The sequence below is a fragment of the Novosphingobium cyanobacteriorum genome (genome assembly GCF_029436685.1).
Classification (GTDB): Bacteria; Pseudomonadota; Alphaproteobacteria; order Sphingomonadales; family Sphingomonadaceae; genus Novosphingobium; species Novosphingobium cyanobacteriorum.
This window is the reverse complement of sequence record NZ_JAROCY010000009.1, coordinates 82,464-104,273: the sequence shown is the minus strand read 5'-3', so window position 1 is coordinate 104,273 and position 21,810 is coordinate 82,464. Positions and strand designations below refer to the sequence as shown.

Genomic DNA, 21,810 nt, shown 5'->3' with positions numbered 1-21,810 from the left:
TGCTGACTGTTTCATCAGCCGTCGAAACGATCCAGGCTATACGGCGAAGGATCGAGAAGCGGCTGGTTGCCCATGACAAGGTCTGCCACGAGATGCCCCGCAGCTGGCCCGGTGCCGAAGCCGTGACCAGAGAAGCCGGTGGCCAGCGTGAGGTTGGGGATCGACGCAACCCCGCCGATCACCGGTAGCGAATCCGGCGTGACATCGATCATGCCGCCCCATTCCTGCGCGATCCGGGCATTCGCGAAACTTGGCCAGGCTTCGATCAGATTGCGCATCGCTTCCTGATTGAGAGCATGGTTGACCGGCGGAGACATTGTCCGCACCTTCTCGAATGCAGTGACGTCAGTAGGCTTCCACCGGCGTGGCAGCGCAAGATCGTCGAAGAATTCCTTGCCGAACGAGACACGCAGGTTCTTCCATTCAGCAATCAGCGTGGGCAGGTACTTCAGACCGATGCGGAAATGATCAAGCGTAAGCGGGGCGAACAGGGCGCCACGCTGTGTGATCGTGTAGCCCCCATCAAGCCGTTTGCGGAAAGAGAAGTTCGATGCGCCGACCGCGCAATCGGCCGGGCCTTCAAACGGTTCGGTGCGCAGGACCGCAGCGACGAGAGGGAGGGTGAGCAAGGTAACACCGTGGTTGGCAAGGAAGCGCCGTGACCAAACGCCCCCGGCCAGCACGACATGATCGCAGGTGATCTCGCCATGTTCGGTGACCACGCCCGAGACCGCGCCGCCGGTGCGCACCAGCGTGCGGACAGCGCAATTCTCGATAATGACGGCGCCCTTCGCCATGGCAGCACGGGCGATCGCGCTGGAGGCCAACTGCGGCTCGGCACGTCCATCCGAAGGCGTGGTGATGCCGCCAACCCAATCGACCGTGCCGCCCGGTACCATATTCTCGATCTCGCGCCGGGTGAGCAGGCGGGAATCGAGGCCTTCGCCTTTTACCTTGTCGAGCCATGCCTCGTGCTTGCCGAGCTCCTCGGCCGTGCGCGAAACATAGGTGATGCCGGAGTGGCGAAAGCCGCAATCACTGCCAACGCGGCCAGGCATCTCTTCCCACATCCGCTCCGCCATGATCGCCATAGGCAGATCGGGCACGGAACGCATGACCTTGCGCACCCAACCGAGATTGCGCGAGGATTGTTCAGCCGCGATGCGACCCTTTTCCAGCACAACAACAGGCACGCCGCGCTCGGCAAGAGTAAGCGCGGTCGACAGACCGACGATGCCACCGCCGATGATGACAACCGTGGTGCGGGGCGGCATGACGGCGGAGGTCACTACCGGATCGATCTGGGGGCCCATCGGCGACATTTTCCTGTGAGGCGCGGTTACAGCGAGATGCGCAGTTCGCGGACCTTGGCGGTGGAGGCACCGCGGAAAGCCACGACGTCTATCTCCACCTTGTATTCGGTGGAGCCGAGCGGCGGGCAAGACATGGTGAGCGTGGGATTGATGCCACGCATGCGTTCACCATAGGCTGTCATAACGGCCATGATGTCTTCCTGGAACTGCACATAGACGCGCGCGGAGACGACATCGGCCAGCACCGCATCGACGGAGGCAAGGGCAGCGGCGATATTGTCGAGCACCTGATTGGTCTGTTCGGCGGGATCGGCCGGAATTTCCTTCGTCCGCGGGTTTCGGCCCGCAGTGTTCGATACGAAGATGAGGTTCTCCACCGCGACGAGGCGCGAATAGGAGCCGTGCTCTTCAAACTTGTTGCCGGTGCTGACCTTGACGACTTCGAGCATGGGTTGATCCAGTTCGTGGGAGTTGGCGGTGCGCGTCACTTGAGCGCGGGTTCGTTCCAGAGGTTGAGGCGCACGCCGATCCCCTGCGCCAGGGCGCGGCGATAGACATGCGTTCCCCACGCGACGTCCTCCACCGCCATGCCACCGACAGAAAGCATGATGATTTCGTCGTCATTCTGCCGTCCCGGCGCATCGCCCGAGGTGATCCGGCCGAGATCTTCGATGCTGGCGCGGTCGATACGTCCCTCGCCGACGAGGTCAAACCAGCGCACGCCGACTGCCGGGATGAACCGGTGGACCGGGGCAGGCATCTCTTCCTCGTAAGCCTCGTAGAGCCCCGTGAAATCGAGCACCTTCCGGATCTCGGGGGCTTCCATGCCGGAATCGATGTTGCAGGGTGCCGGCATCGACAGGAAGGTGCCAGGGCGCACCCATTTGCGCCGCACGGTGGGGTAGATCGAGGGATCACCGGTGGCGACGGAAGCGCAGAAAGTAGCGATGTCGGAATCGCGAACCACTTCCTCATCGGTTTCGACAACGCGCACGGTCAGTTGCGGAAAAGTCTGCGCCACCCAGGCGCGGAAAGAGTCGAGATTGGCTTGACCACGGCCCTTGATCTTGACCGTGTCAATCTGCGGACAAGTGGCCATGAACGCTTCGAGCGACGTTCGCGCCATCACGCCGGGACCGACGATGCCGACCACGCGCGAGTCCTTGCGTGCGAGGTGCCGTGCCCCCACGCCCGGCACTGCGCCGGTCCGGTAGGCGGAGAGCAGGTTGGCCGACATGTAGGCCAAGGGCGCGCCGGTATCGGCATCGTTGAGGACGAAGGTCAGGATCGAGCGCGGCAGCCCCTTGTCACGATTCTCGATGTTGGAGCCGTACCACTTCATGCCCGCAGTGCGGAAGCGCCCGCCCAGGTACGCCGGCATAGCCATGAAGCGCCGGTCGGTTGTTGGCTTGGGCATGTCGGGGAACGGCGAATCGTCAGGAAACACGATGATCGCGCCGTGCTGGTTGTTGTTTCCGCCAGCCATGCGATAATCCCCGCGGTGGAGCAGGCCGAACATTTCCTCCATGGCATCGACGCAGGCCGGCATATCGGTGACGCCGGCGCGGATCATGTCGGGTTCCGACAGATAGAGGAAATCGATCGCAGGCAGCGCGGCAGAGCGCGCATCATCGCTTGCCAAGTCGGCCAGCGGGCCAGTGGCAGGCGATAGGGAGTTGACAGCCGCGTTCGATCCAGAGACTTCTTTGACAAGAGATTGATCGGACACCGGCGCCTCGCTTTTCCAGAACACGCGCTTGATTGCTACCGTTTGCGACAGCGCTGCACGTGAAGGGCGGTTTCGGACTTCGGCCGGAATCAGTAAATTGCAGGTCGGGAATGCCGCATTGCAGATTCGGCCAACAGGGAGGCCACCGGATGATGGAAGAGGTGCATGAAGCCGAAGCCGCCGCGCTGCCCACAGGTAGCCAGGGCACGATCCGCCTGCTCTTCCTGACCGCGATGTTCAGCGCGCTGCAAGACGTGGGGCGGCGCATTGATCCGTTGCTGCGCGAACACGGCATGTTTCGTTCGCAGCAGGAAACGCCTTATGAGCGCGTACCCCTTCACCGTTATGTCGCGCTGCTGGAAAGTGCGGCGGCAAAGTTCGACCGGCCATACTTGGGCCTGGCTATGGGTTCGTCGTTCGGGCTGACCGAGCTGGGACCGTTCTACGCCCTGTTGCGTGCGTCCGGCACCTTGCGCGGGGCGTTGGATTACCTGGCGCTGTTTCAGTCCCGATTGCAGAATCAGACGCTGTTCGAAAGCACGATCGAGGACGAGACAACGACCTACAGCTACCGCATACAAGACGCCAAGATCTGGCCGCGCGTGCAGGATGCAGAATTCGCGATTGCCGGTTATGTCAACCTGGCGAAGCAGCTGCTTTCATCCAAATGGAGCCCGGTGGCGGTGCTGTTCGAGCATTCGGTGGCGGGCCGGCAGGAACAGCTGGTCCAGCATTTTCGATGCCCGGTGCGCGGCAATGAGCTGGCGAACGGGCTTGTTCTGCGCAACACCGACCTTGACATGCCCTTCGCCAGCGCGATCCCGTCGGAAGACCGCAAGCTGCGCACTATCCTGGAATGGCACCTGCTGGACCTGCTCGGCCCGGAAGCGACGCCAAGCGACAGCTTTGTGGACCTGACGCGTGACGTGATCACCCGCTGGCTGGGCCGCACGCATGTGGACTGCGCATCGGTGGCGGCGGAGCTGAAGCTTTCGGAACGCTCTTTGCGCCGGCGGCTGACCGAAGAAGGCACATCGTTCCGCGAACTGCTGCAGGATGCCCGCAAGGAGCGGGCGAAAACGATGCTGGCAAAATCGGGCATTTCGCTGGCCGTGGCGGCTGAACAGCTGGGCTATTCCGACACGGCCGCGTTTTCCCGCGCTTTCAAGGAATGGACCGGGGTTTCCCCCGGCCGATTCCTGAAGCAGGACGACCAGCCAGGGTAGGGTTCAGAACAGTACGTCGAGCGTGAAGCCGATCCAGCGTCCGAGTACGATGACAACCGTCCACAGCAGCAGCGAGAGAAAGCCCGAGACGCGCACCGCAGCAGGAGGCGGGAGATCAAGATCCCAACCGGCGATCTTCCGATGTGCCGTGGCATGGAAAATCAGCATGTTCACGCCCGCAGCCGCGATGGCAACGAGCTTCAGCTGAAATTCGCGGTTAGCGGCATAGGCTGGCGCGTTGGAGGCGAAAAGCAGGCTGCCGGTTACAACTGCAAGCGCAAAGGCGATCCAGGTGAAAGGCAGGAGTTCACGGATCAGGCGATCCGCGCTGCGGCGGTGCGCGCCCACACCCAACAGGCGAAGGTCCACGATCAGGATCGTGCCGAAGACCAGCGTGATGGCAAGCACATGGAGCGATTCAAGAAGCGGGAATGCGTTGACGTTTTCCCGGATCGTGGCGGAGATGGGCAGGTCGTATACCTGCTGCAGCGTGGTTTCGAGCGTCATGGCGGGTAGCTCCCCCTGGGATATCTGTATGGGTTGGCAGCCGGGGCCGTTGCGAAGGCCGGGCGGCATTGATCAGGTGTAGGCGATAAAGCGGCCGCAGAAGATCACGACGACCCAGACCACCAGCAACAGCCAGGCAATCGCCTTGGCCGGTTCGGAAACCACGCCATCGGCAGCGACAAGCAGCGGCCGACGGAACGAGAGCGTGAGCACGAAGGCGCCGAGCACGAGCCCCATCTTGATCCAGAAAACGGTGTTGCCAAGGGTACGCGCCGGTTCCGCCACAATCAGCACAGTACCGCTGAGTAGCAGCACGATCAGCGCGCGCCATATCCATGGGAGGTAGCGCCGTACGACCGTGCCCGGTGCTTCATCGGTTGCGATGACCCCAGCCAGACGCAATTCGGACACGAGGGCCGAACCTATCACCACGGCAATGGCAAGGATGTGGATGCTCTGGACCGCCGGAATGACCCAGGTCGTTTCGCGCAGGCCGGTGGCGACCGGCGTATCATAGAGCCATTCCCCGAATGTCTGCAAGAACATGAACTTTCTCCCTAATTCTCGGTCTTATCGACCCTTGCCGACGACGCGGCAGTTGTGGTCTGGAACCTAGTGCCGCGAACCGCTGGTCCAAAGTTTGAAACCGTACGATACCGCGACACGGCGTGCTGCAACGGGCGGTTGTGGCGACGTGGTGCTAAAGCGAAGCTGACAGGCTGATGCGTAAAGAGCGTGGTTCGAGGGCATGGACGTTCAGCCCTTCGATGCCGCCAGGATCTTCGCCCTTCAGCCTGCTGCGATAGAAATAATCGGCGGCATCGGAGGTACTGCCGAGAAGATTAAACACTTCCGCACGCAGGGTGAAGCGCTTGCCGATGGTGCGCGCCAGCGCAAGGTTGACCTGGCCGTAACCGGATGAGCGCACCGAATTGTCATCCACCAGCGGATGGGGACCAAGCCTGCGCCAGACGAGGCTGCCCGACCAAGGCCCGAAGCCATCCACAAGGATCCCTGCCGAACCGATAAACCCGGGCGCATCCTCGATAAAACGATTGGCAAGCGGGCCATCGCGATAGCGGGCGTGGCTGAAGGCGAGGTTGCCATTGATTTCAAGCCACGGGGCCGGCCGGTATTGCGCGGTGAATTCCAGGCCCCGACGTCGGCTGGGCCGGCCTGCCTCGGTCTGGCCTGCATCGGCCGAATAGGTCAGTTCCGAGGCGAAATCGGCCTGGAACGCAGTGGCGGTAAGCGTAAGATGTGGCACGACGTTGGTGCGCAAGCCGGCTTCATAACTGTTCGATTCCACCAGCAGCGGAGGGCGCACCAGCGACGTACCGCCCTGCCCGTCATCTTCCAGGCCGGCACGGGCATCGTTGGAATGGAAGCCGCGCCCCGCAGAGATGGTAAATTCGGTGTGCGGCCATGGAGCCAGGACAATGCTGACCTTGGGCTGAAATAGCGAAGCGCCTTGGCGGCCAACGATCCCGGACAGTCGATCGTGATCTGTGGTGCGGAAATGATCGATACGCAGGCCGACAACGGTGCGCAGCCATGATGCCCACTTTGCCCGATGTTCGGCATAGGCGGAAAGGCTGAGTTCATCGACCCGATTGTCACGGTCCACGGCAAAGACGGTACGGCGTTCGGTGGACGCAAGATCGACATCGATGACATCGGTGCGGGCCTGTGCGCCAAAGGTGAGAGCGTGCTCCGCACCAAGGCCCGTGAACGGGACGCGCAAAGAAGCGCTGCCCCCACCGATCCAGCGGCCATCGTTTTGGGCGTGCTGATCGCCCCGGATCGGATTGTCGAGGAAATGAGTGAAATTGCTCCAAAGCGTGAGGTGCTGGCGAATGCCAAATGCGGTGGCTTCGAGATCGCAATCACCGATTTCACGGGAGAAGCGGAAGGACAACGAATAGCGCGAGGCACGACCCCCATCGCTGGGATCGAGCGAACCGAAGCGGCCGATCAGGCCGGCCGTGATGGCGCGCAGTGGCTGATCGGTGGTGGCGTTCCAATGGCCGTCATAGGCCATGGCGGTGAGCGAGAAACCGTTGGCTGCGGTCCCCGCCGACCAGCGCAGCACCGCATTGATGCGGCGCAGGCGATCGGGATTGTCCCAAGGTCCGTCGAGCTGGAAATGCTCCACCGCGCCAAGCAGCGCGCCTCCGCCGGACAGCGCCAGCGATCCGCCAGCGAACAGCCGTCGATCACCCACGGTGCCTGCACCCACGGAGATCGTGAAGGGCATGGTGTCCCGTAGGGCCAGGTGGGCCGTGCCGACGGCCGAGAAATCCCCTTCGGAGGCGAAATAGGCGCCTTTGGTAAAGGCAATGCCACCGATCAGTTCGGGCAATAGGAAGTTCAAGTCGGTGTAACCCTGCCCGTGTGCATGGGTGCGCTGGTTGACCGGCATGCCATCGACCCAGGTGGCGAAATCAGTGCCGTGATCAAGGTTGAAACCGCGCAGGAGGTACTGATTCGCCTTCCCCTCCCCACTGTGCGAGGTCACTGCAAGGCCGGGGATTGATTCCAGATATTGCCCGACGCGATAGGCGGGGCGTTGTGCGATCTCCTGGCGGGTTATCTCACCTTCGCTGGACGTGGTGGCCACGCCGATCAGGTCGAGACGTGAAGCAGTTACGACGATCTGGCGGGGAGCACCGTCGTCAGAGGCATCCTCAGCATGGAGTACTGCTGGTGCGAGCGCGATCCAGGCAGCCGAGGCGAGGCGCGCGATGCGCGACGTGGAACGGTTGGCGGCGCTTTTGCCCATGAAGATTCTCCCCCGGCCTTGTTCTGACCGTGGACCATGGGTTGTCGGCCCACGGAACCAAGACAAGTTACGAACGGTTCGCAGGTTTCAGGGAAGGCATCAGGCTTTGTGGGCAGCTGGCAGTCGGGTTTAGCTAGCGGAGGATAATTCCACATAATTTCAATGCACTTACCTTCTGTAACGGCAGTGTAACTGGACGGTTACCGGAAACTTCTAACGCGGCGTGGGGCAATCCGGGCAATCTGGCGATGTGGCACCGAGAGATAGCCGTCGCGGGAGAAGTCCGGATGAAACTGAAAATCGCCGCTCCACTGTTCAGCGCGCTGCTTGCAGCCGGTTGTCAGCAGTCTGCCCCCCCACCTGCGGTGGACGTGAAGACACTTATGGCGGGCAAGGTTCAGCCGACTGCCGAGATCTATTGGAACTCGGTGCAGTACATCTCGGATGCCGCAGGATCGCGCAAGATCGAGCCGAAGACCGACGCCGAGTGGGCGCGTACGCAGGAGGCAGCGGCGACGCTGCGCCAATTGGGAGAGCAGTTGAGAAGCCCGGGGGCAGCAGCAGGCAGAGGCAACGACTGGTTGGATTATGCCCAAGGCCTGAGCGATGTCGCCAAGCTGGCCGAGCAGGCAGCGAAGGAGCGCAACCCGGACAAGGTGTTCGAGGTGGGAGGATCGATCTACAACGTATGTAGCGCCTGCCATGAAGTCTATATGACGGTGCCTGGTGGTGCTCGGCCAGCCGAGCCGGCGAGCAGCGGGACGAAGTGACCAGAGGGTCCCCCTTCCCTGTGCGGATGGCGGGCTGGCTGTGCGCACTGGCCTTGCTGGCCGCGCCGACAGTAGCGCTGGCTCACGATGTCTCACACAGCGACCGTGCCTTCGTGCAGACGGTAACCGGGCCGGCGTTCGCGCCGTTTTTCTACCTGGGCGCCAAGCACATGGTGACGGGATATGACCACGTCCTGTTCCTGATCGGAGTGGTCCTGCTGCTGCGCAGCATGCGCGAAGTGGCGATCTTCGTCTCGATGTTCACGATCGGGCATTCGACCACGCTGATGCTGGGCGTACTTTGTGGCTTTGGCGCGAATGCACACCTGATCGATGCGATTATCGGACTGTCGGTGGTATACAAGGGGATCGACAATCTGGGCGGGTTCGAGCGGATTGGGTTGCGGTTGAGCCCGCGCGCAGCGATCCTGGTGTTCGGGCTGTTCCATGGGCTGGGCCTGGCGACCAAGTTGAATGACCTGGCCATGCCGGCCAACGGGCTGGTGACCAATCTGATCGCGTTCAACATAGGGATCGAGACTGGGCAGGTCCTGGTCCTTGCGCCGATCGTGGCGCTGCTTTCCGCCTGCCGCAGTGCACGCGGCTTTGCCCGGGTCGCGCAGATCGCCAGCGGGGCGCTCGTGGCGTGCGGGCTTGCCATCGTTATCCAGCAAAGCATGGAGTTCATCGCATCATGACCGACCAGACCAATGCGGCGTCGCGCCGCCGCGCCATTCTGTGGGGAACCGGCCTTGCCGCTGTGGCCGGCGGGGCCGTGGTGCTGTTCGTGCTGCCAGCGGAGACCGGCATCGATCTGACGGGCTTCGGGAAGAGCAGCGGGCTCTCCGAAATGGCCAACCCGCAGGCGGAACAGACACTGGCACGCGGTCGGCAGCATCCCGAAGCCTTCGTTGCCATGGATGCTCCACCGCAGGAACCGGGCGCGCGCGACCACTGGACCTATCAACTGGCTCCGTTCGAGGAAGTGGAACTGAAGTACGTGCTGGCCAAGGGCGCGACTATCGCCTTCACCTGGAAGGCGAACGGGCCGCTGAACTATGACATGCATGCCCACCCCGACGACGGCGGCGAGGCGCTGACCGAGAGCTACGCTGTCGCGCGCGGGGAGCGGCAGGGCGGACGGTACACCGCCGCTTTTGCCGGGATCCACGGATGGCACTGGCAAAACCGTGGCCTGACCCCGGTAACGCTGACACTGGACGCATCAGGCCGGATCGACGGATCAAGGCTGCTGGGTGGCCATGGCCAGGAGGACCGGGCGCTAACCCCCAACTGAAAAAGGGGGCTGCCGGGCTCTGGAAACCCTGCAGCCCCTTGAGTTCCGCTGCCGGCACGCGAGGCGCGCGCCGGCAGGGAGAGAGAGCGGATCAGAAGCGGACTTCGGCGTTGACGCCGATCGTGCGCGGCTGGGAATAGTTGAACCAGTTGGCGTTGTAGCTGGTCTGGTTCCAGAATCCGCCGCCGATCACGCCGCGTTTGTTGGTCAGGTTCTGGACATAGGCGCTGAGCGTCCAATCCTTTAGCTTGAGCGAGGCGTTGAGATCGAACTGGACGTAACCAGGATAGCTGGCGCGCAGCGGAGCGACACCTTCGAAGGGCACGAATTCACCCTTGCGATCCCCAACATAGGTTGCCGCAGCGCCAACCGAGAATTCGGTATCCTGCGCGATATCGGCCCCGTAATCGATAGAGAAGCGGCCCGAATGACGGCTGGAGAACGGCAGACGATCCCCCTTCTGTGCAAAGAAGTTCGCATCGACAAACTCTTCGCGCAGGGTGGCGTCGACATAAGACCACCATGCTTTGAGCGAAAGGCCATCGACGGGGCGTGCTTCCAGCGAGAGTTCGACACCCCGGCTGCGGGCCTTGCCGGCGTTGCCGTTGTAGGTAAAGACATCAAGCACCTGGACAATCTGGATATCCTTCCAGGTGATATTGAACAGCGAGACATCGTAGGTCAGGCGACCGCCGGCAAGTTCGCCCTTGGCACCCAGTTCATAGTTCACGGTCTTGTCCGGCTTGAACTGGCAAGGCACCGCCGAAGGCAACGCGAGCGGCCCGCACACCGCATTGGTGCCGCCGGGGCGATAGCCCGACGCAATGCGGGCGTAGATCATGTGATCAGGGGTCGGCTTGAAGCGCGGCGAAATCTGGTAGGTGAAGGCACTTCCGCTGGCGCGCGGCCGATTGATGCCTTCAACCGGCAGGGCCGGATAAGGATCAAACTGGAACCACTCATGGTGGAACATGTCCTGATCGTTGTGGCTGTAACGCCCACCAAGCTGGACATCGAACTGATCGGACAAGCGCACGGTCAGGTTGCCGAACCCGGCATATTCCTTGAACTTGATGGTATCGCGCCAGACGATGATTGTGCCGCGCTGCGGACCGGTGCCATCGTTGATCGGCACGCCCAGCGTTGCGCCGGTGGCCGGATCGATGGCGTAGTTGTCGAGATCGTAGTTGGCGTCCTCGTTGGTGTAGAAGCCGCCGACGATCCAGTCCACGCTGCTGCCGATGGAACCCGAGAGGCGGGTTTCGTGCGACACCTTGTTCACGTTGTAGCCCTGGCGGAAGATATCGCCGATCGGGTCGATGCCTGGAAAAAGAATCGGGAAGATCGGCGCGAATTCGACCAGTGGCGACGCGGTGAAATCAAGGAAATCGAAGTTGCGCGCACGCGAATAGGCCGTGATCGACGTCAGGTCGACTGCGCCCAGCTCTGCCTTGATTTCAGCTGTGTACATTTGGGTTTCGGAACGGCTGCGACCCGAGCCGATCTGGTCGGTCTGCTTGTAGAGCGAGCCGGTGGTGACATCGACGTTGGACGAGCCATTGATGTCACGCACCTGATAAAGGCCGCTCAGCTTGAGCGAGAAACTGTCCGAAGGCTTCCACAGTGCCGAAAGCCGACCACCCCACACATCGGTGGAATTGGCGTCCTTCACGCCGGTGCGAACGTTGTCGATGTAGCCCGCTTCCCTGCGGACAAACGCGCTGGCACGCACGGCAAGCGTTTCGCTGACCGGCACATTGAGCGCGCCGCGCACGCTGTAGCCCGGATCGCTGCCCTTGTGGATCAGGTTGGCACCCGCGCCCACCGATCCGCTGAACTGCTTGAGATCGGGATCGACGGTGACATACTTGACCAGACCACCCATTGAAGATGCGCCATAAAGCGTGCCTTGCGGCCCGCGCAGCACTTCGACGCGCGAAAGATCGGACGGATCGAGGTCGGGCGCTGAACCGAACAGGCCGCCCTGGCCCGTGGAAGCACCGAAGGGAGCATCGTCGATGGTGTAGCCCACCACCGGGTTGCCGCTGACCGGGCCGGTGGAGATGCCGCGGATCGACAACTGGGCACGGTTGTTCTGGAACTGGAGGTTCACACCGGGCACACTTGCGAAGAAATCCTGCGCCTTGGTCTGGTTCTGGGCAAGAAGGGCCGCGCTGCCCACGGCAGTAACAGGCACGGGCACGTCGAGAAGGCGCTCTTCGCGTTTCTGCGCCGTGACGATGATCTCGTTCGACACGACTCCGCCATCATCGGCTGACTGGGCGAAGGCCGGCATGGCCGAAAGTGCAAGCAGGACCAAGGCCGATGCGGGTGTCTGCGAAGCCCGAATGAGGCGTGTAACCTTACCACTCATGTTTTATCCCCTTAAGTGACTGTTCTGGTTGATTCAGGAATGTGACGCGGAGCAGCCACGGGTGGCCGGGCGCGTTGTGGACGGGCCTTGCGCCGCCGCCACCAAAGCAGCACACCAGTGCAAGAGATCGCCACCACGGCCACGCCAAAGAGCGAAATGGCGATCTGCCAGGCGCGGCCGCCGATCGCGGTGACATGGAGCGCGATGAGCCAGCTTGTGGCGGTGTTGCCTGCTCTTTGGCCGGTGGGCAGTTGCAGGCCGATCATGCGACCGGTGCGCGCATCGATCGCCATGGTGGCGGCCGTGGCGGGCGAATCCGTTTCCGTGGGGTTGCCCTGTGCATCAAGCAGATCGCGCGAGGTATGCACCAGGAAGAAATAGACGCCGAGATCGCGCCGGTATTCGAGCGCCGCCGGGCGGCCCAGCTTGAAGCCTTCGTGCCGCGCAGCTTGGGCATAATAGCGCTGCCCGAGATCGGCCGCCCGGTACCAATCGACCGGAGGATCGATCAGCGGCGCTGGCAGCGGCGGGCGTGGCGGCAGTTCCTGAAAGTGCTCATAGGCCGCGAACGTCTTGACGAAGCTGCCCCAGTATCCGCCGAGGTTCAGGGCAAACCCGGTGACCGCAAAGACCATCAACAGCGGCCAGAGCCAGAGCCCGGTCGCACGATGAAGATCGAGCACGAAACGGTTGCCGTTCGCGCCTTGGCTGATCTTCCACGACGTAGCCCAGCGCTTGCGGAACGGCCGGGTCGGCTTGCCCAACGGGCTGCGCTTTACCTTGGGCGGAAGCGTGAGGTAGAACCCGGCAATGCTGACAACTGCCCACACCAGCCCGAGTACCCCGATCAGAAGGATACCGATTCCGAGCGGAAAGATCAGGGCATAGTGTAGATAATACAGGAACGACGGCAGCCCGGACGGGCGCAGTGTGGCCGCTCCGATCAAACGCTGGCCAAGCCGCTTTCCCGTATAGGGATTGGCGAAAACCTCGTCATAATCAATTGCGCGCGCCAACCCGGTTGCCGGATCGATGGCTGGCATGACCCGCGAGAAAAGGGGTTCATCGGGCCGCTGCGGAAACTGGAGCGAGAAAACATGCGAGCGCGGGTCTTCCGCTTCGAGACGGGCACGGATGGACAGGGCCTGTTGCACTGAAATCAAGGGACCTTGGGGCGCGACGACGCGCATCCGCGGATTGAGCGCCCGCTCAAGTTCGTCGTAGAAAGCGATCACACTGCCTGTGGCAGCGATAAGAACGAGGAATGCGGCCACGAACAGGCCGAGATAGCGGTGAACCTTCACCGCCGCCTCCCTGATCTGGCCTCCCTGCAACAATGTCCGTCTCCAAGCTTTGCCCGGGGCGGATCATCCGAGTAGAGCCGCGCCCGCTGCAACTGAAGTGCATCTGGCTTGTCTCGAGTTTGTCACGACGCCGCGCAGGCGGTATTGCGGCGACGGTCCATTCAATTGTATTTTCGGCCACGTCCCTAAAAGGGAGGAACCTTCTTCGTTATGGATACAGGCCAATCGGAATGATTTCCGGTCAGAGCCTGAACGCCGGATACCTCACAGAGTCTAGGTTCGACCCGGGAGAGCTGCTGCTTCACCCCCTCTGCATCATGCAATGTCAGCCGACTGGAATGGCCATTGCATTTTCGGCACAGGTGGAAGTTGGCTGCAATCTTCCTTGCAGCAGAAGCAGGGTCAGTCCCTCGGCGATTGCTCCGCATCGAACTCGGCAATGGCTTCCGCAGCGATGCGCGTGGAATCGATGCCTGCGGGGATGCCGCAATAAACCGCCACTTGCAGCAACGCCTCGCGGATCTCATCCCGCGTCAGTCCATTGCGCAGCGCCGCCTTTACATGAAGGCGCAACTCGTGCGGGCGGTTCAACGCGCTGATCATGCCAAGGTTGAGCAGACTGCGTTCACGGCGGGTGAGGCCGGGACGCGACCAAACCTCACCCCAGCAATAGGTCGTTGAAAGTTCCTGCATGGGGCGGGTGAAATCGTCTGCCGCCGCCATAGCTTTTTCGACATAGCCGGTGCCGAGGACTTGCTTGCGCAGTTCCAGGCCCCTCTCGAACCGTTCGTTGTCCATGCGCCCCGCTCCCTTGCCGGAGTAGTCGAAAAACCAATCAGTGAATCCGCGTCAGAACATCCGGGGCAGCACATCGGTTTCCCCGTTGCGATCCTGCAGGCGGTGCTTGATCGCGCCGGCAGCGTGGAGGATGACCAGCGTCAGAAGGGTATAGGCCGCATATTTGTGCAACGCCTGGAAAACGGCGAAGGCATCGTCGTTCTTGGGCAGGATTTCGGGGACCTCGCCGAAGAAGAAAAACGGCACGCCGTCACTTTGCGTAAAGCTAGCCGACATGGAATAGCCGAGCAGCGGGATCAGCAGCGTGAGCAGCATGATCAACCGATGGACCGCGTGTGACAGCGTCTTTTCCCAAGGCTTCAGCCCCTCAGGCTCGTGCGGCAGCCGGGCGCGATTGCTCCAGCGGATGGCAAGGTGAACCACCGCGAGCAGCCAGATTAGAACGCCAAACTGCTTGTGATTGGGATAGAACAGATCGAACGTAGCCATCGGCGTGTCTTCGGGCAGGCTGGTCATGTACCAGCCCGACCAGATCAGGCCGAGGATGATCGCAGCGCGCAGCCAATGCAGCACGCGCATGGAAAGCGGATACTTGGATGCGGTTGCCGTATCAGATGCCATGACGATCCCCGTTCTGCCGATAGTTAAAGATAGATCCCGCGTGAATAACCGCCATCGACCGTCAGCGACTGGCCGGTGATCGAAGCATTGCCCGCTGATGCAAGGAAGGCAACCATGCGCCCGACCGCGTCAACTTCAAGGATCGCGCCGGTCGGAATGTCCGCGGTGAATTCCGCCTCAACCTCGGCCGGTTCAATACCGCGTTCATGCGCAAGTTCGGCAAACAGCTCGTCGAGATGCGGTGTGCGCACGATGCCGGGGTGGATTGCATTGACGGCGATGCCGAACGGCCCCAGCTGATCGGAAAGCACTTTGGTCAGGTGCGCGACGGCGACATTGCGCAACCCGCTTAGAGTGTCGCTCGAGCGGCCGGTGAGACCGCCGATGTTGACAATCTGCCCCGATCCTTGCGCCTTCATCACGGGCACGACGGCCTGGATGTAGCGGAGGTAACCGCCGACCTTGGTATCGACATCGGCCATGAGGGCAGCAACGTCGACCTGTTCGATGACTCCGCCGATGGGATTGGAACTGGCCGCTGCGTTCACCAGCGTGTCAATCCGACCGAAACGGGCCTGAACCTCAGAAACCATCGCTTCGATGCTGGCGGGATCGAGTGCATCGGAAGTTATGGCATGGACGGAGAGAGTCGAAGCCGCCTCATTCAGTCGGGCCTGGCTGCGCGCAGTGAGCACCACGGTGAACCCGGCCCCGGTCAACGCACTCACAATGCCCGGAGCGATCCCTCCGCTGCCGCCAGTGACGATCGCGACAGGCGCTCCTGTCATGGCAGTTCGGCCTGGATCAGCAGCGGGCCATCTTGGGCAAGCCCTTCGCGCAGAGCGGCGGCCAATTCACCCGCAGTGGTGACACGAAGACCCTTCACGCCATAGCCTGCGGCCAGTGACACCCAATCAACGCGCGGATTGTCCAGCCGGGTAAGGCCCGCAATCACCACATCATCAAGCGGTGCGCTGGCACGGACCAGCTCGGTTTGAAGAATGGCATAGCGGTGATTGGCGGCCATGATCACGGTCACCGGAAGGTTCTCCCGCGCCATGGTCCACAGCGCCTGCAGGGTGTATTGCGCGCTGCCGTCGGACTGCAGCGAAACGACCCGCGCCGAAGGTTCGGCCAGTGCCGCACCTACCGCGCAGGGCAGGCCTTGGCCAATGGCGCCACCGGTGTTGGTCATCACGCGGTGGCGGCGAGCGCGGTGGGCATTGCGCAGCCAGGGTCCGCCAAGCGTCGACCCTTCAAGCGAGATGATCGCGTCTTCGGGCAACTGGGCAATCAGTTCCTCGACCACCAGCACCGGAGTAAGTGCGGCATCGCGCGCCGATGAGGCTGCGACCGGCTCCGGCGCTTCGGCAACCGGCAGGTCCGCGGCACCAAGCGCGGCACAAAGCTGGGCGAGAGCGGCAACCGCATCATCGGCTGGCCCGGCAAGGCGGACGAGACGATCTTCCGCGACAAGCTGGCTGGGATAGCCTTCATACCCAAAGTAGCTGATCGGCATGCGCGATCCGGCCAGGACAACGGTGGCCTCACCCATCTGCGCGATCACGTCGTCAGGAAAGTAGGCCTGACGCTCCACTGTGGGCAGATTGCCACCCAGTGTGACGATCGCAGGATATGGTTCCATCAGGAGACGCCCGCCAAGGTGCGCGGCAAGCGCGGCACCGGCACGGACCCCAGCCTCGCACAGCGCATTCCCGCCAAGAAGGACAATCACACTGGAAGCGGAAGCCAACGCGGATTGGGCGCTGGCGATGGCATCGGCCTGAACGGCAGCGCCTGCCCAGGCGCGCGGCTGGATCGCCGGGGCCTCGGCACTGGCGGATGCGTCGATCACGTCGGTCGGCACGACCAGCGTGGCTGCCCCGCCCTCGCCCACGCACGTGGCGGCGAAGGCAGCATCCACATCAAGTGCGATCGCTGAAGTGGAGGCCATGCGGATGACCTTGCGCGATACGGGTGACGCCAGCGATTCGATATCCGACGTGAGCGGCGCATCATAAGGCAGGTGCCACGTGGCGTGATCACCAATGATGTTCACGATGCGCGATCCCGCTCGGCGGGCGTTGTGCAGATTGGCGATGCCGTTGGCGAAACCGGGGCCAAGGTGCAGCAGCGTGAGCGGCACCTTGCCCGACACGCGCGCATAGCCATCGGCCGCACCGGTACACACGCCTTCGAACAGGCTGAGTACCGAACGGATGCGGCCGTTGCGCGCGAGCGCGCTGACCATGGTCATTTCGGTGGTGCCGGGATTGGCGAAGCAGATTTCTGCGCCCGCGCGATGCAGGGCATCGAACATGGCATCGGCCCCGGTGCGCGGCGCTGAGGCGGTCTGGTCGGTCATGCTTGCTGATCCTGCTTGGCGGCCACGCCGATGCGGGCGAGGAAGCGTTCAACGAGGCGGAGAAACTCCTCCGGTGCATCGTCATGGACATAGTGCGAGGCGTCATCGACGGTGGCGTGGCGCAGCATGGGATTCTGCGCCTCAAGTTGTTCGACCGAAGCAAGATTGCAGAAGTCGGACTTGCCGCCGCGGACGACGAGCGTAGGCACGTCGATCGCGGCGATGACCGGCCACAGATCGACCACCCTCGCGGGATCGGGAGCGACGCGCGTGGCGGCAATGCCTTCTGCGTCATAGCGCCAGATCACCGAACCATCGGCATCGGTGCGCATGCTCTCCCACAACCGTTCCTCGATTGCGGAATCGGGCAGGTTGGAACGCAACTTGCGCCAATAGGCCCGCGCCTCCGCCCAATCGGCGAACCGCGTGGGCAGCGCCTTCATCTCCGCGACGATGCGTTCAAAGCCAGCGCCCGAGACCGAGGAACCGGCGGTGATGTCTTCCACCACCAATGCATCCAGCCTCTGGGGGTTCGCTGCCGCATAGACGTAGGATGTCGTACCGCCCATCGAATGACCAATGAGGGTGAAGCGTGTCAGCCCGAACGCGGCGATCACCGCTTCGAGATCGCCGACATAAGCGTCGGTGTAGTAGTTGCGGGCAGCGTCCCAGCCGCTTTCACCGCGTCCCCGCGCATCAAAGGCAATCAGGTGGAACCTGTCGGCCAACGCACGGGCAAGGTTGCGCCAGGTGCCCGAATAACCGCGCAGACCATGCAGCAGCACGATCGCCGGGCGCGCAGGGTCACCCCATTCGCGCACGTGAATGCGTTGCTCGCCGTTGACGACGGTGCGGGTCCGCTCCCCGTCGAGCAGAGCGACGGGGAGCGGGGCCTGGGCGGATGCGGCGGATGCGGCGGATGCGGACATTTGGTGCGGCCCGATCAGGTCAGACCGTTGCCTTCGGCGTCCTCTGCACGGAGGCCGCCGAGGCGCGCGTTGAGACGCCCGCGCGTTGCGAAGGCCCAGCACACGATCACTTCGTCGCGGTTCGGCCCATCGTCGAACGAAACGCTCATAGTGTCATAGTGCGAACGCACGTAAAGCGCGTCCTTGTGGCCGAGCGGAATATCAAGGATCGTGCCCGGCACGCCCCGTTTGCCAGTCGAAGGCACCCACGAAGCGCCACCACCCACGGCATCGCGGATCGGGTTCGCAGCAGGGTTCGTCAGCAGCGCATTGCCATGCTCATACTCGCCATCAAGGCCAACCAGGATCGCCTTGCCATAGCTTTCGATCTTGGCATTGCCGGAAAGCGCATTGAGCCGCCGACCGATTTCCACACCCAGTTCAGGCGATGCTTCGATCCACGCGGAAAGGTCTTCAACGAACTGGCCCGCGTATGGGTTCTTGATGCAGGCGCCGATCATGTACTTGAACAGCGGCGCACCGTCGGCAGCGGCGCCCGTCTCGCCTGCCCAGATCTCCTGGACCTGCGCATACCAGCGGCGAACGTGAAAGGCGCCGAAATTGGCGGCGTAAGTGGTCATGATAACTCCCCAGTATACTGTCTTGCGGCCACCTTCGGGCGGCTCGCGATCAAAAGGTTACGGGATCGGCCTGGCCTTGGTTGCGGTGCAGTTCGGCTTGCGAGAGGCCGCCATGCTGCGGCACCTTCTGGCAGAACACTTCAAGCATATGGCCGTCGGGGTCATAGAAGTAGATGCCGACCGAAACGCCATGGTCGAGAATCTCGGCAATTTCTACGCCGCGCTCGCGGAAGTAGGCGTAGTTGGCGCGCAGGTCGTCCATGCTGGTACCGGCCATCATCAGGCCAATGTGCTCGAACTCCTTGCCCTTGGTCGCCCCGTCCTCGGCTTTGAAAAGGGCGATGTCGTGATCGCTCTCCCCAAAACTCATGAAGACGCCGCCCTTGTAGGGCCCATCACCCGCGCGTGCGGTGATCTTCATGTTGAGCACGTCGCAGTACCACTGCGCCGAAGCCTCGGGATCGCGCACGAAGAGGACAACGTGCGCGATGTGATCGACCTTAATTGGTGACATGCGGCAACCCCAGATCTTCCGGAACCCCCGGAATCCATGCCAGATCGGTGATCTCGTTGAACTCGCGCCATTCCTTGGCCCAGGTCCGCCCACCGTCCGTACTGCGATAGAGATAGCCGAACTTGCTGGCAGAAAGCAGGAAATCCGGGTCAGCCGGATTGGACCCGAAGGCCCACATGCAAGAGTTCGACGGCTTGTCGAGTTCCGCATGGGTCCAGCTGAGCCCCGCATCATGCGAAGTCAGGATTGCCGCGGTCGTGCCGGGTGTGCCATCGCCGATGCCGACGGCAATCTCGGTCGCGCTGCCGGGTTTGCGCAGCAGGACACGCGAGTAACGCAGACCCCAGGCCTCCTTGGCCGGAGTGCGTTCCCAGGTCTTGCCGTCGTCGGTGGAGCGATAGAGCGCGATCACGGTGAGCGCGAGGTGCACCTTGCTGCCATCAGCCTGCGGCAGGATCATGATGTCGTGCAGGTCGGAATTGCCACCGAACGCTGACCAGGTGTTGTCGATGCGGTCCCAGGTGTCACCACCATCCCGGCTGCGCCACAGGCCGCCTTCTTCCACGCCGGCCCAGACGTCCTTCGGGTCCTGCGGGTCAACCACCACCGCCAGCATGCGCGGACGGTTCACGCCTTCGCAGAATTCCGGCATCTCCAGCGGTGTCTGTTCCCAGGTCTGGCCGCCATCGGTGGAGCGGAACAGCGCCGAGCGCGAGGGCGCGCCGGTGCCGGCGTACATGATCTTGGGGTCACTCTCGCTGACGGCGAGCTTCCACACGGCATAGCCGTTCAGCGCGCAATCGATCCGCTTCCAGTGGACGCCGCAATCGGAGCTGTAGAACAGGCCCTTTTCAGCTCCGGCGAAGACCGCATCCGGGTTGGCCGGATCGACCAGCAGGCAGCGGACGCGATCGTCATATTCCAGATCCTGCCGGATGTTGATGCGATACCAGCTCTTGCCGTCGTCGTGGCTGCGCATGACGGCCTGTCCGTCGGTTGCGACAATGAGTGTCCTGCCCATGAAAAGTCCCGTTCCTGCTGTTTTGGCGCCTGATCTGGATCAGCTGAGGTTGACCCAGACGCTCTTCACTTCGCTGTAGAGTTCCATTGCCTGGCGGCCGTGTTCGCGGCCCCAGCCCGACTGCTTGAATCCGCCAAACGGCGTCGCATTGTCCACCAGGTTGAAGCAGTTGACCCACACGGTCCCCGCCTTCACCGCCGCGGCCAGGCGGTGTGCCTGCTTGAGGTTGTTCGTCCAGATCCCGGCGGAAAGGCCGAAATCGGAATCGTTGGCCTGCGCCACCAGGTCTTCCGGATCCGACCAGCTTAGCGCGCTGAGCACCGGGCCAAAGATTTCCTCACGCACGATGCGCATGTCACGCCCCGCGTTGGCCATGATCGTCGGCTGGAAGAAGAAGCCCTCGTCCAGGCCCTGAGGGCGCGACCCGCCGATGACCAGCTCCGCACCTTCGCGCTGGCCGATCTCGACATAGGAGCTGACACGGTCCCACTGCTCTTCGGACACCAGCGGGCCGAAGTTCACTGAGGGATCAAGCCCGTTGCCGATGGTCAGCTTCGCCGCGTGATCGGCGATGCGCGCCAGCAGGTCGTCGTGGATGTCGGCATGGGCATAGAGGCGCGAACCGGCGGTGCAGGTCTGCCCCTGGTTGAAGAAGATGCCCGCGGCGATGGAGGCCGCCGCCGCATCCAGATCGGCATCGGGCAACACGATCTGGGGCGACTTGCCGCCGAGTTCGAGGCTGACCTTCTTGAGGTTGCCCGTGCTGCCACGGACAATGGCCTTGCCCACTTCGGTCGAACCGGTAAAGGCGACCTTGTCCACACCGGGGTGGTCGACCAGCGCCGCGCCCGCCTCGCCAAAGCCGGTGATGACGTTGAACACGCCCGCCGGAATACCCGCTTCGAGCGCCAGTTCAGCCAGACGCAGCGCGGTGAGCGGGGTCTGCTCGGCCGGCTTGAGCACCACGGTGCAGCCCGCCGCCAGGGCCGGAGCAACCTTCCATGCCGCCATCGACATCGGATAGTTCCACGGCACGATCAGGCCGCAGACGCCCACAGGTTCGCGCAGCGTATAGTTGAGGATCTTCGCTCCGCTGCGCGGCGACACCGGCAGGGTTTCCCCGCCGAACTTGGTCGGCCAGCCCGCGAAATAACGGAAGGTCTTGATCGATCCTTCGATCTCCACCGCCTTGGTCAGGGTGGCGGGCTTGCCGTTGTCGATGCATTCCAGCACCGCAAGGTCCTGCGCATCGCGCTCGATCAGGTCAGCCAGCCGGTTGAGCAGCAGCGAGCGATCCACCGCGCTCATGTCGCGCCAGGCGGGATTGTTCAGCGCACGGCGCGCGGCCTGCACGGCCAGATCGACATCCGCCGCACCGCCTTCGGCCACCTGGCAGATTTCCTTGCCCGTGGCAGGATTGTGTGTGGCGAAGGTCTTTCCCGAAACGGCAGAGACGGTCTTGCCATCGATGATCAGGCCGCGCGGGGCGCCCTTCAGTCCGGCCTCTAGCCGGCTTGCGATGGAGAACGCGTCTGGCGCGCTGGCTTGGGCGACTGCGGACATGGACACTCCCCTGGGATCTGGCGTGAACGCAGCCCTGAAGAAACGAATGTTTGCGACAGGCTGCATCTCATTTCGAA

21 protein-coding genes are annotated in these 21,810 nt (G+C 62.8%); 4 read left to right on the top strand and 17 right to left on the bottom strand.

Translation table 11 applies throughout. The annotated features are described in order from the left end of the window. Positions 1-14: 14 nt before the first annotated feature. The 3 genes from POM99_RS11080 to POM99_RS11070 are packed head-to-tail and all read right to left on the bottom strand — an operon-like array spanning position 15 to position 2,955. On the bottom strand, positions 15-1,313 hold the full coding sequence (locus POM99_RS11080) for an NAD(P)/FAD-dependent oxidoreductase (RefSeq protein ID WP_277277738.1): 1,299 nt from the start codon (positions 1,311-1,313) through the stop codon (positions 15-17). A 26-nt stretch (positions 1,314-1,339) separates the two neighbouring features. Next, positions 1,340-1,762 (bottom strand): Rid family hydrolase, encoded by a 423-nt coding sequence (locus POM99_RS11075; protein WP_277277736.1) that lies wholly within the window; start codon positions 1,760-1,762, stop codon positions 1,340-1,342. Between the two features lie 35 nt (positions 1,763-1,797). Continuing rightward, positions 1,798-2,955 carry an ornithine cyclodeaminase family protein gene (locus tag POM99_RS11070; protein ID WP_277277735.1) on the bottom strand — a complete coding sequence of 386 codons (1,158 nt, stop codon included), beginning with the start codon at positions 2,953-2,955 and terminating at the stop codon, positions 1,798-1,800. A 239-nt stretch (positions 2,956-3,194) separates the two neighbouring features. Between POM99_RS11070 and POM99_RS11065 the strand changes: the two genes are divergently transcribed. Further along, positions 3,195-4,268: an AraC family transcriptional regulator gene (locus POM99_RS11065; RefSeq protein ID WP_277277734.1), complete on the top strand. Its 1,074-nt coding sequence runs from the start codon at positions 3,195-3,197 to the stop codon at positions 4,266-4,268. A 3-nt stretch (positions 4,269-4,271) separates the two neighbouring features. Here the strand turns inward: POM99_RS11065 and POM99_RS11060 are convergent, their stop codons facing one another. From POM99_RS11060 to POM99_RS11050, 3 genes are all read right to left on the bottom strand, one after another. Continuing rightward, positions 4,272-4,775, bottom strand: a complete 504-nt coding sequence (locus POM99_RS11060; RefSeq protein WP_277277732.1) for a DUF6644 family protein — start codon at positions 4,773-4,775, stop codon at positions 4,272-4,274. Positions 4,776-4,847: 72 nt separating this feature from the next. Continuing rightward, complete coding sequence (locus POM99_RS11055) at positions 4,848-5,321, bottom strand: DUF6644 family protein (protein ID WP_277277730.1); 474 nt, start codon at positions 5,319-5,321, stop codon at positions 4,848-4,850. 154 nt (positions 5,322-5,475) lie between these two features. Further along, complete coding sequence (locus POM99_RS11050) at positions 5,476-7,557, bottom strand: TonB-dependent receptor (RefSeq protein ID WP_277277728.1); 2,082 nt, start codon at positions 7,555-7,557, stop codon at positions 5,476-5,478. A gap of 287 nt (positions 7,558-7,844) precedes the next feature. On the opposite strand from POM99_RS11050, the gene POM99_RS11045 reads away from it, so the two are divergent. From POM99_RS11045 to POM99_RS11035, 3 genes are read left to right on the top strand one after another with little or no spacing between them, the layout of a single operon-like run. Further along, complete coding sequence (locus POM99_RS11045) at positions 7,845-8,327, top strand: hypothetical protein (protein WP_277277726.1); 483 nt, start codon at positions 7,845-7,847, stop codon at positions 8,325-8,327. 26 nt (positions 8,328-8,353) lie between these two features. Beyond that, complete coding sequence (locus POM99_RS11040) at positions 8,354-9,025, top strand: HupE/UreJ family protein (protein WP_277277724.1); 672 nt, start codon at positions 8,354-8,356, stop codon at positions 9,023-9,025. Further along, the gene (locus POM99_RS11035; RefSeq protein WP_277277722.1) at positions 9,022-9,624 is read left to right on the top strand and encodes a hypothetical protein; all 603 of its coding nucleotides are present in this window, start codon (positions 9,022-9,024) and stop codon (positions 9,622-9,624) included. The genes POM99_RS11040 and POM99_RS11035 overlap by 4 nt, the downstream gene beginning before the upstream one ends. A gap of 91 nt (positions 9,625-9,715) precedes the next feature. On the opposite strand, the gene POM99_RS11030 is transcribed toward POM99_RS11035, so the two are convergent. From POM99_RS11030 to POM99_RS10980, 11 genes are all read right to left on the bottom strand, one after another. Next, positions 9,716-11,920 carry a TonB-dependent receptor gene (locus POM99_RS11030; RefSeq protein WP_277277720.1) on the bottom strand — a complete coding sequence of 735 codons (2,205 nt, stop codon included), beginning with the start codon at positions 11,918-11,920 and terminating at the stop codon, positions 9,716-9,718. A gap of 89 nt (positions 11,921-12,009) precedes the next feature. Then, the gene (locus tag POM99_RS11025; RefSeq protein WP_277277718.1) at positions 12,010-13,302 is read right to left on the bottom strand and encodes a PepSY-associated TM helix domain-containing protein; all 1,293 of its coding nucleotides are present in this window, start codon (positions 13,300-13,302) and stop codon (positions 12,010-12,012) included. A 402-nt stretch (positions 13,303-13,704) separates the two neighbouring features. Continuing rightward, positions 13,705-14,100 carry a carboxymuconolactone decarboxylase family protein gene (locus POM99_RS11020; RefSeq protein WP_277277716.1) on the bottom strand — a complete coding sequence of 132 codons (396 nt, stop codon included), beginning with the start codon at positions 14,098-14,100 and terminating at the stop codon, positions 13,705-13,707. Positions 14,101-14,151: 51 nt separating this feature from the next. Then, positions 14,152-14,721, bottom strand: a complete 570-nt coding sequence (locus POM99_RS11015) for a cytochrome b (protein ID WP_277277714.1) — start codon at positions 14,719-14,721, stop codon at positions 14,152-14,154. 23 nt (positions 14,722-14,744) lie between these two features. After that, a complete protein-coding gene (locus POM99_RS11010) occupies positions 14,745-15,509 on the bottom strand; it encodes an SDR family NAD(P)-dependent oxidoreductase (RefSeq protein ID WP_277277712.1) in 765 nt (254 codons plus the stop codon). After that, positions 15,506-17,086, bottom strand: coding sequence for an acetolactate synthase large subunit (locus POM99_RS11005; protein ID WP_277277710.1), 1,581 nt, complete (start codon positions 17,084-17,086; stop codon positions 15,506-15,508). The genes POM99_RS11010 and POM99_RS11005 overlap by 4 nt, the downstream gene beginning before the upstream one ends. Next, complete coding sequence (locus POM99_RS11000; protein ID WP_277277709.1) at positions 17,083-18,015, bottom strand: alpha/beta fold hydrolase; 933 nt, start codon at positions 18,013-18,015, stop codon at positions 17,083-17,085. Before POM99_RS11000 ends, POM99_RS11005 begins: the two co-directional genes overlap by 4 nt. A gap of 14 nt (positions 18,016-18,029) precedes the next feature. Continuing rightward, the gene (locus POM99_RS10995; RefSeq protein WP_277277707.1) at positions 18,030-18,635 is read right to left on the bottom strand and encodes an amino acid synthesis family protein; all 606 of its coding nucleotides are present in this window, start codon (positions 18,633-18,635) and stop codon (positions 18,030-18,032) included. Positions 18,636-18,684: 49 nt separating this feature from the next. Then, the gene (locus POM99_RS10990) at positions 18,685-19,149 is read right to left on the bottom strand and encodes a VOC family protein (RefSeq protein ID WP_277277705.1); all 465 of its coding nucleotides are present in this window, start codon (positions 19,147-19,149) and stop codon (positions 18,685-18,687) included. Continuing rightward, positions 19,136-20,170 (bottom strand): WD40/YVTN/BNR-like repeat-containing protein, encoded by a 1,035-nt coding sequence (locus POM99_RS10985; protein ID WP_277277703.1) that lies wholly within the window; start codon positions 20,168-20,170, stop codon positions 19,136-19,138. The genes POM99_RS10990 and POM99_RS10985 overlap by 14 nt, the downstream gene beginning before the upstream one ends. A gap of 39 nt (positions 20,171-20,209) precedes the next feature. Beyond that, on the bottom strand, positions 20,210-21,733 hold the full coding sequence (locus tag POM99_RS10980) for an aldehyde dehydrogenase family protein (RefSeq protein WP_277277701.1): 1,524 nt from the start codon (positions 21,731-21,733) through the stop codon (positions 20,210-20,212). Between the last annotated feature and the right edge of the window lie 77 nt (positions 21,734-21,810).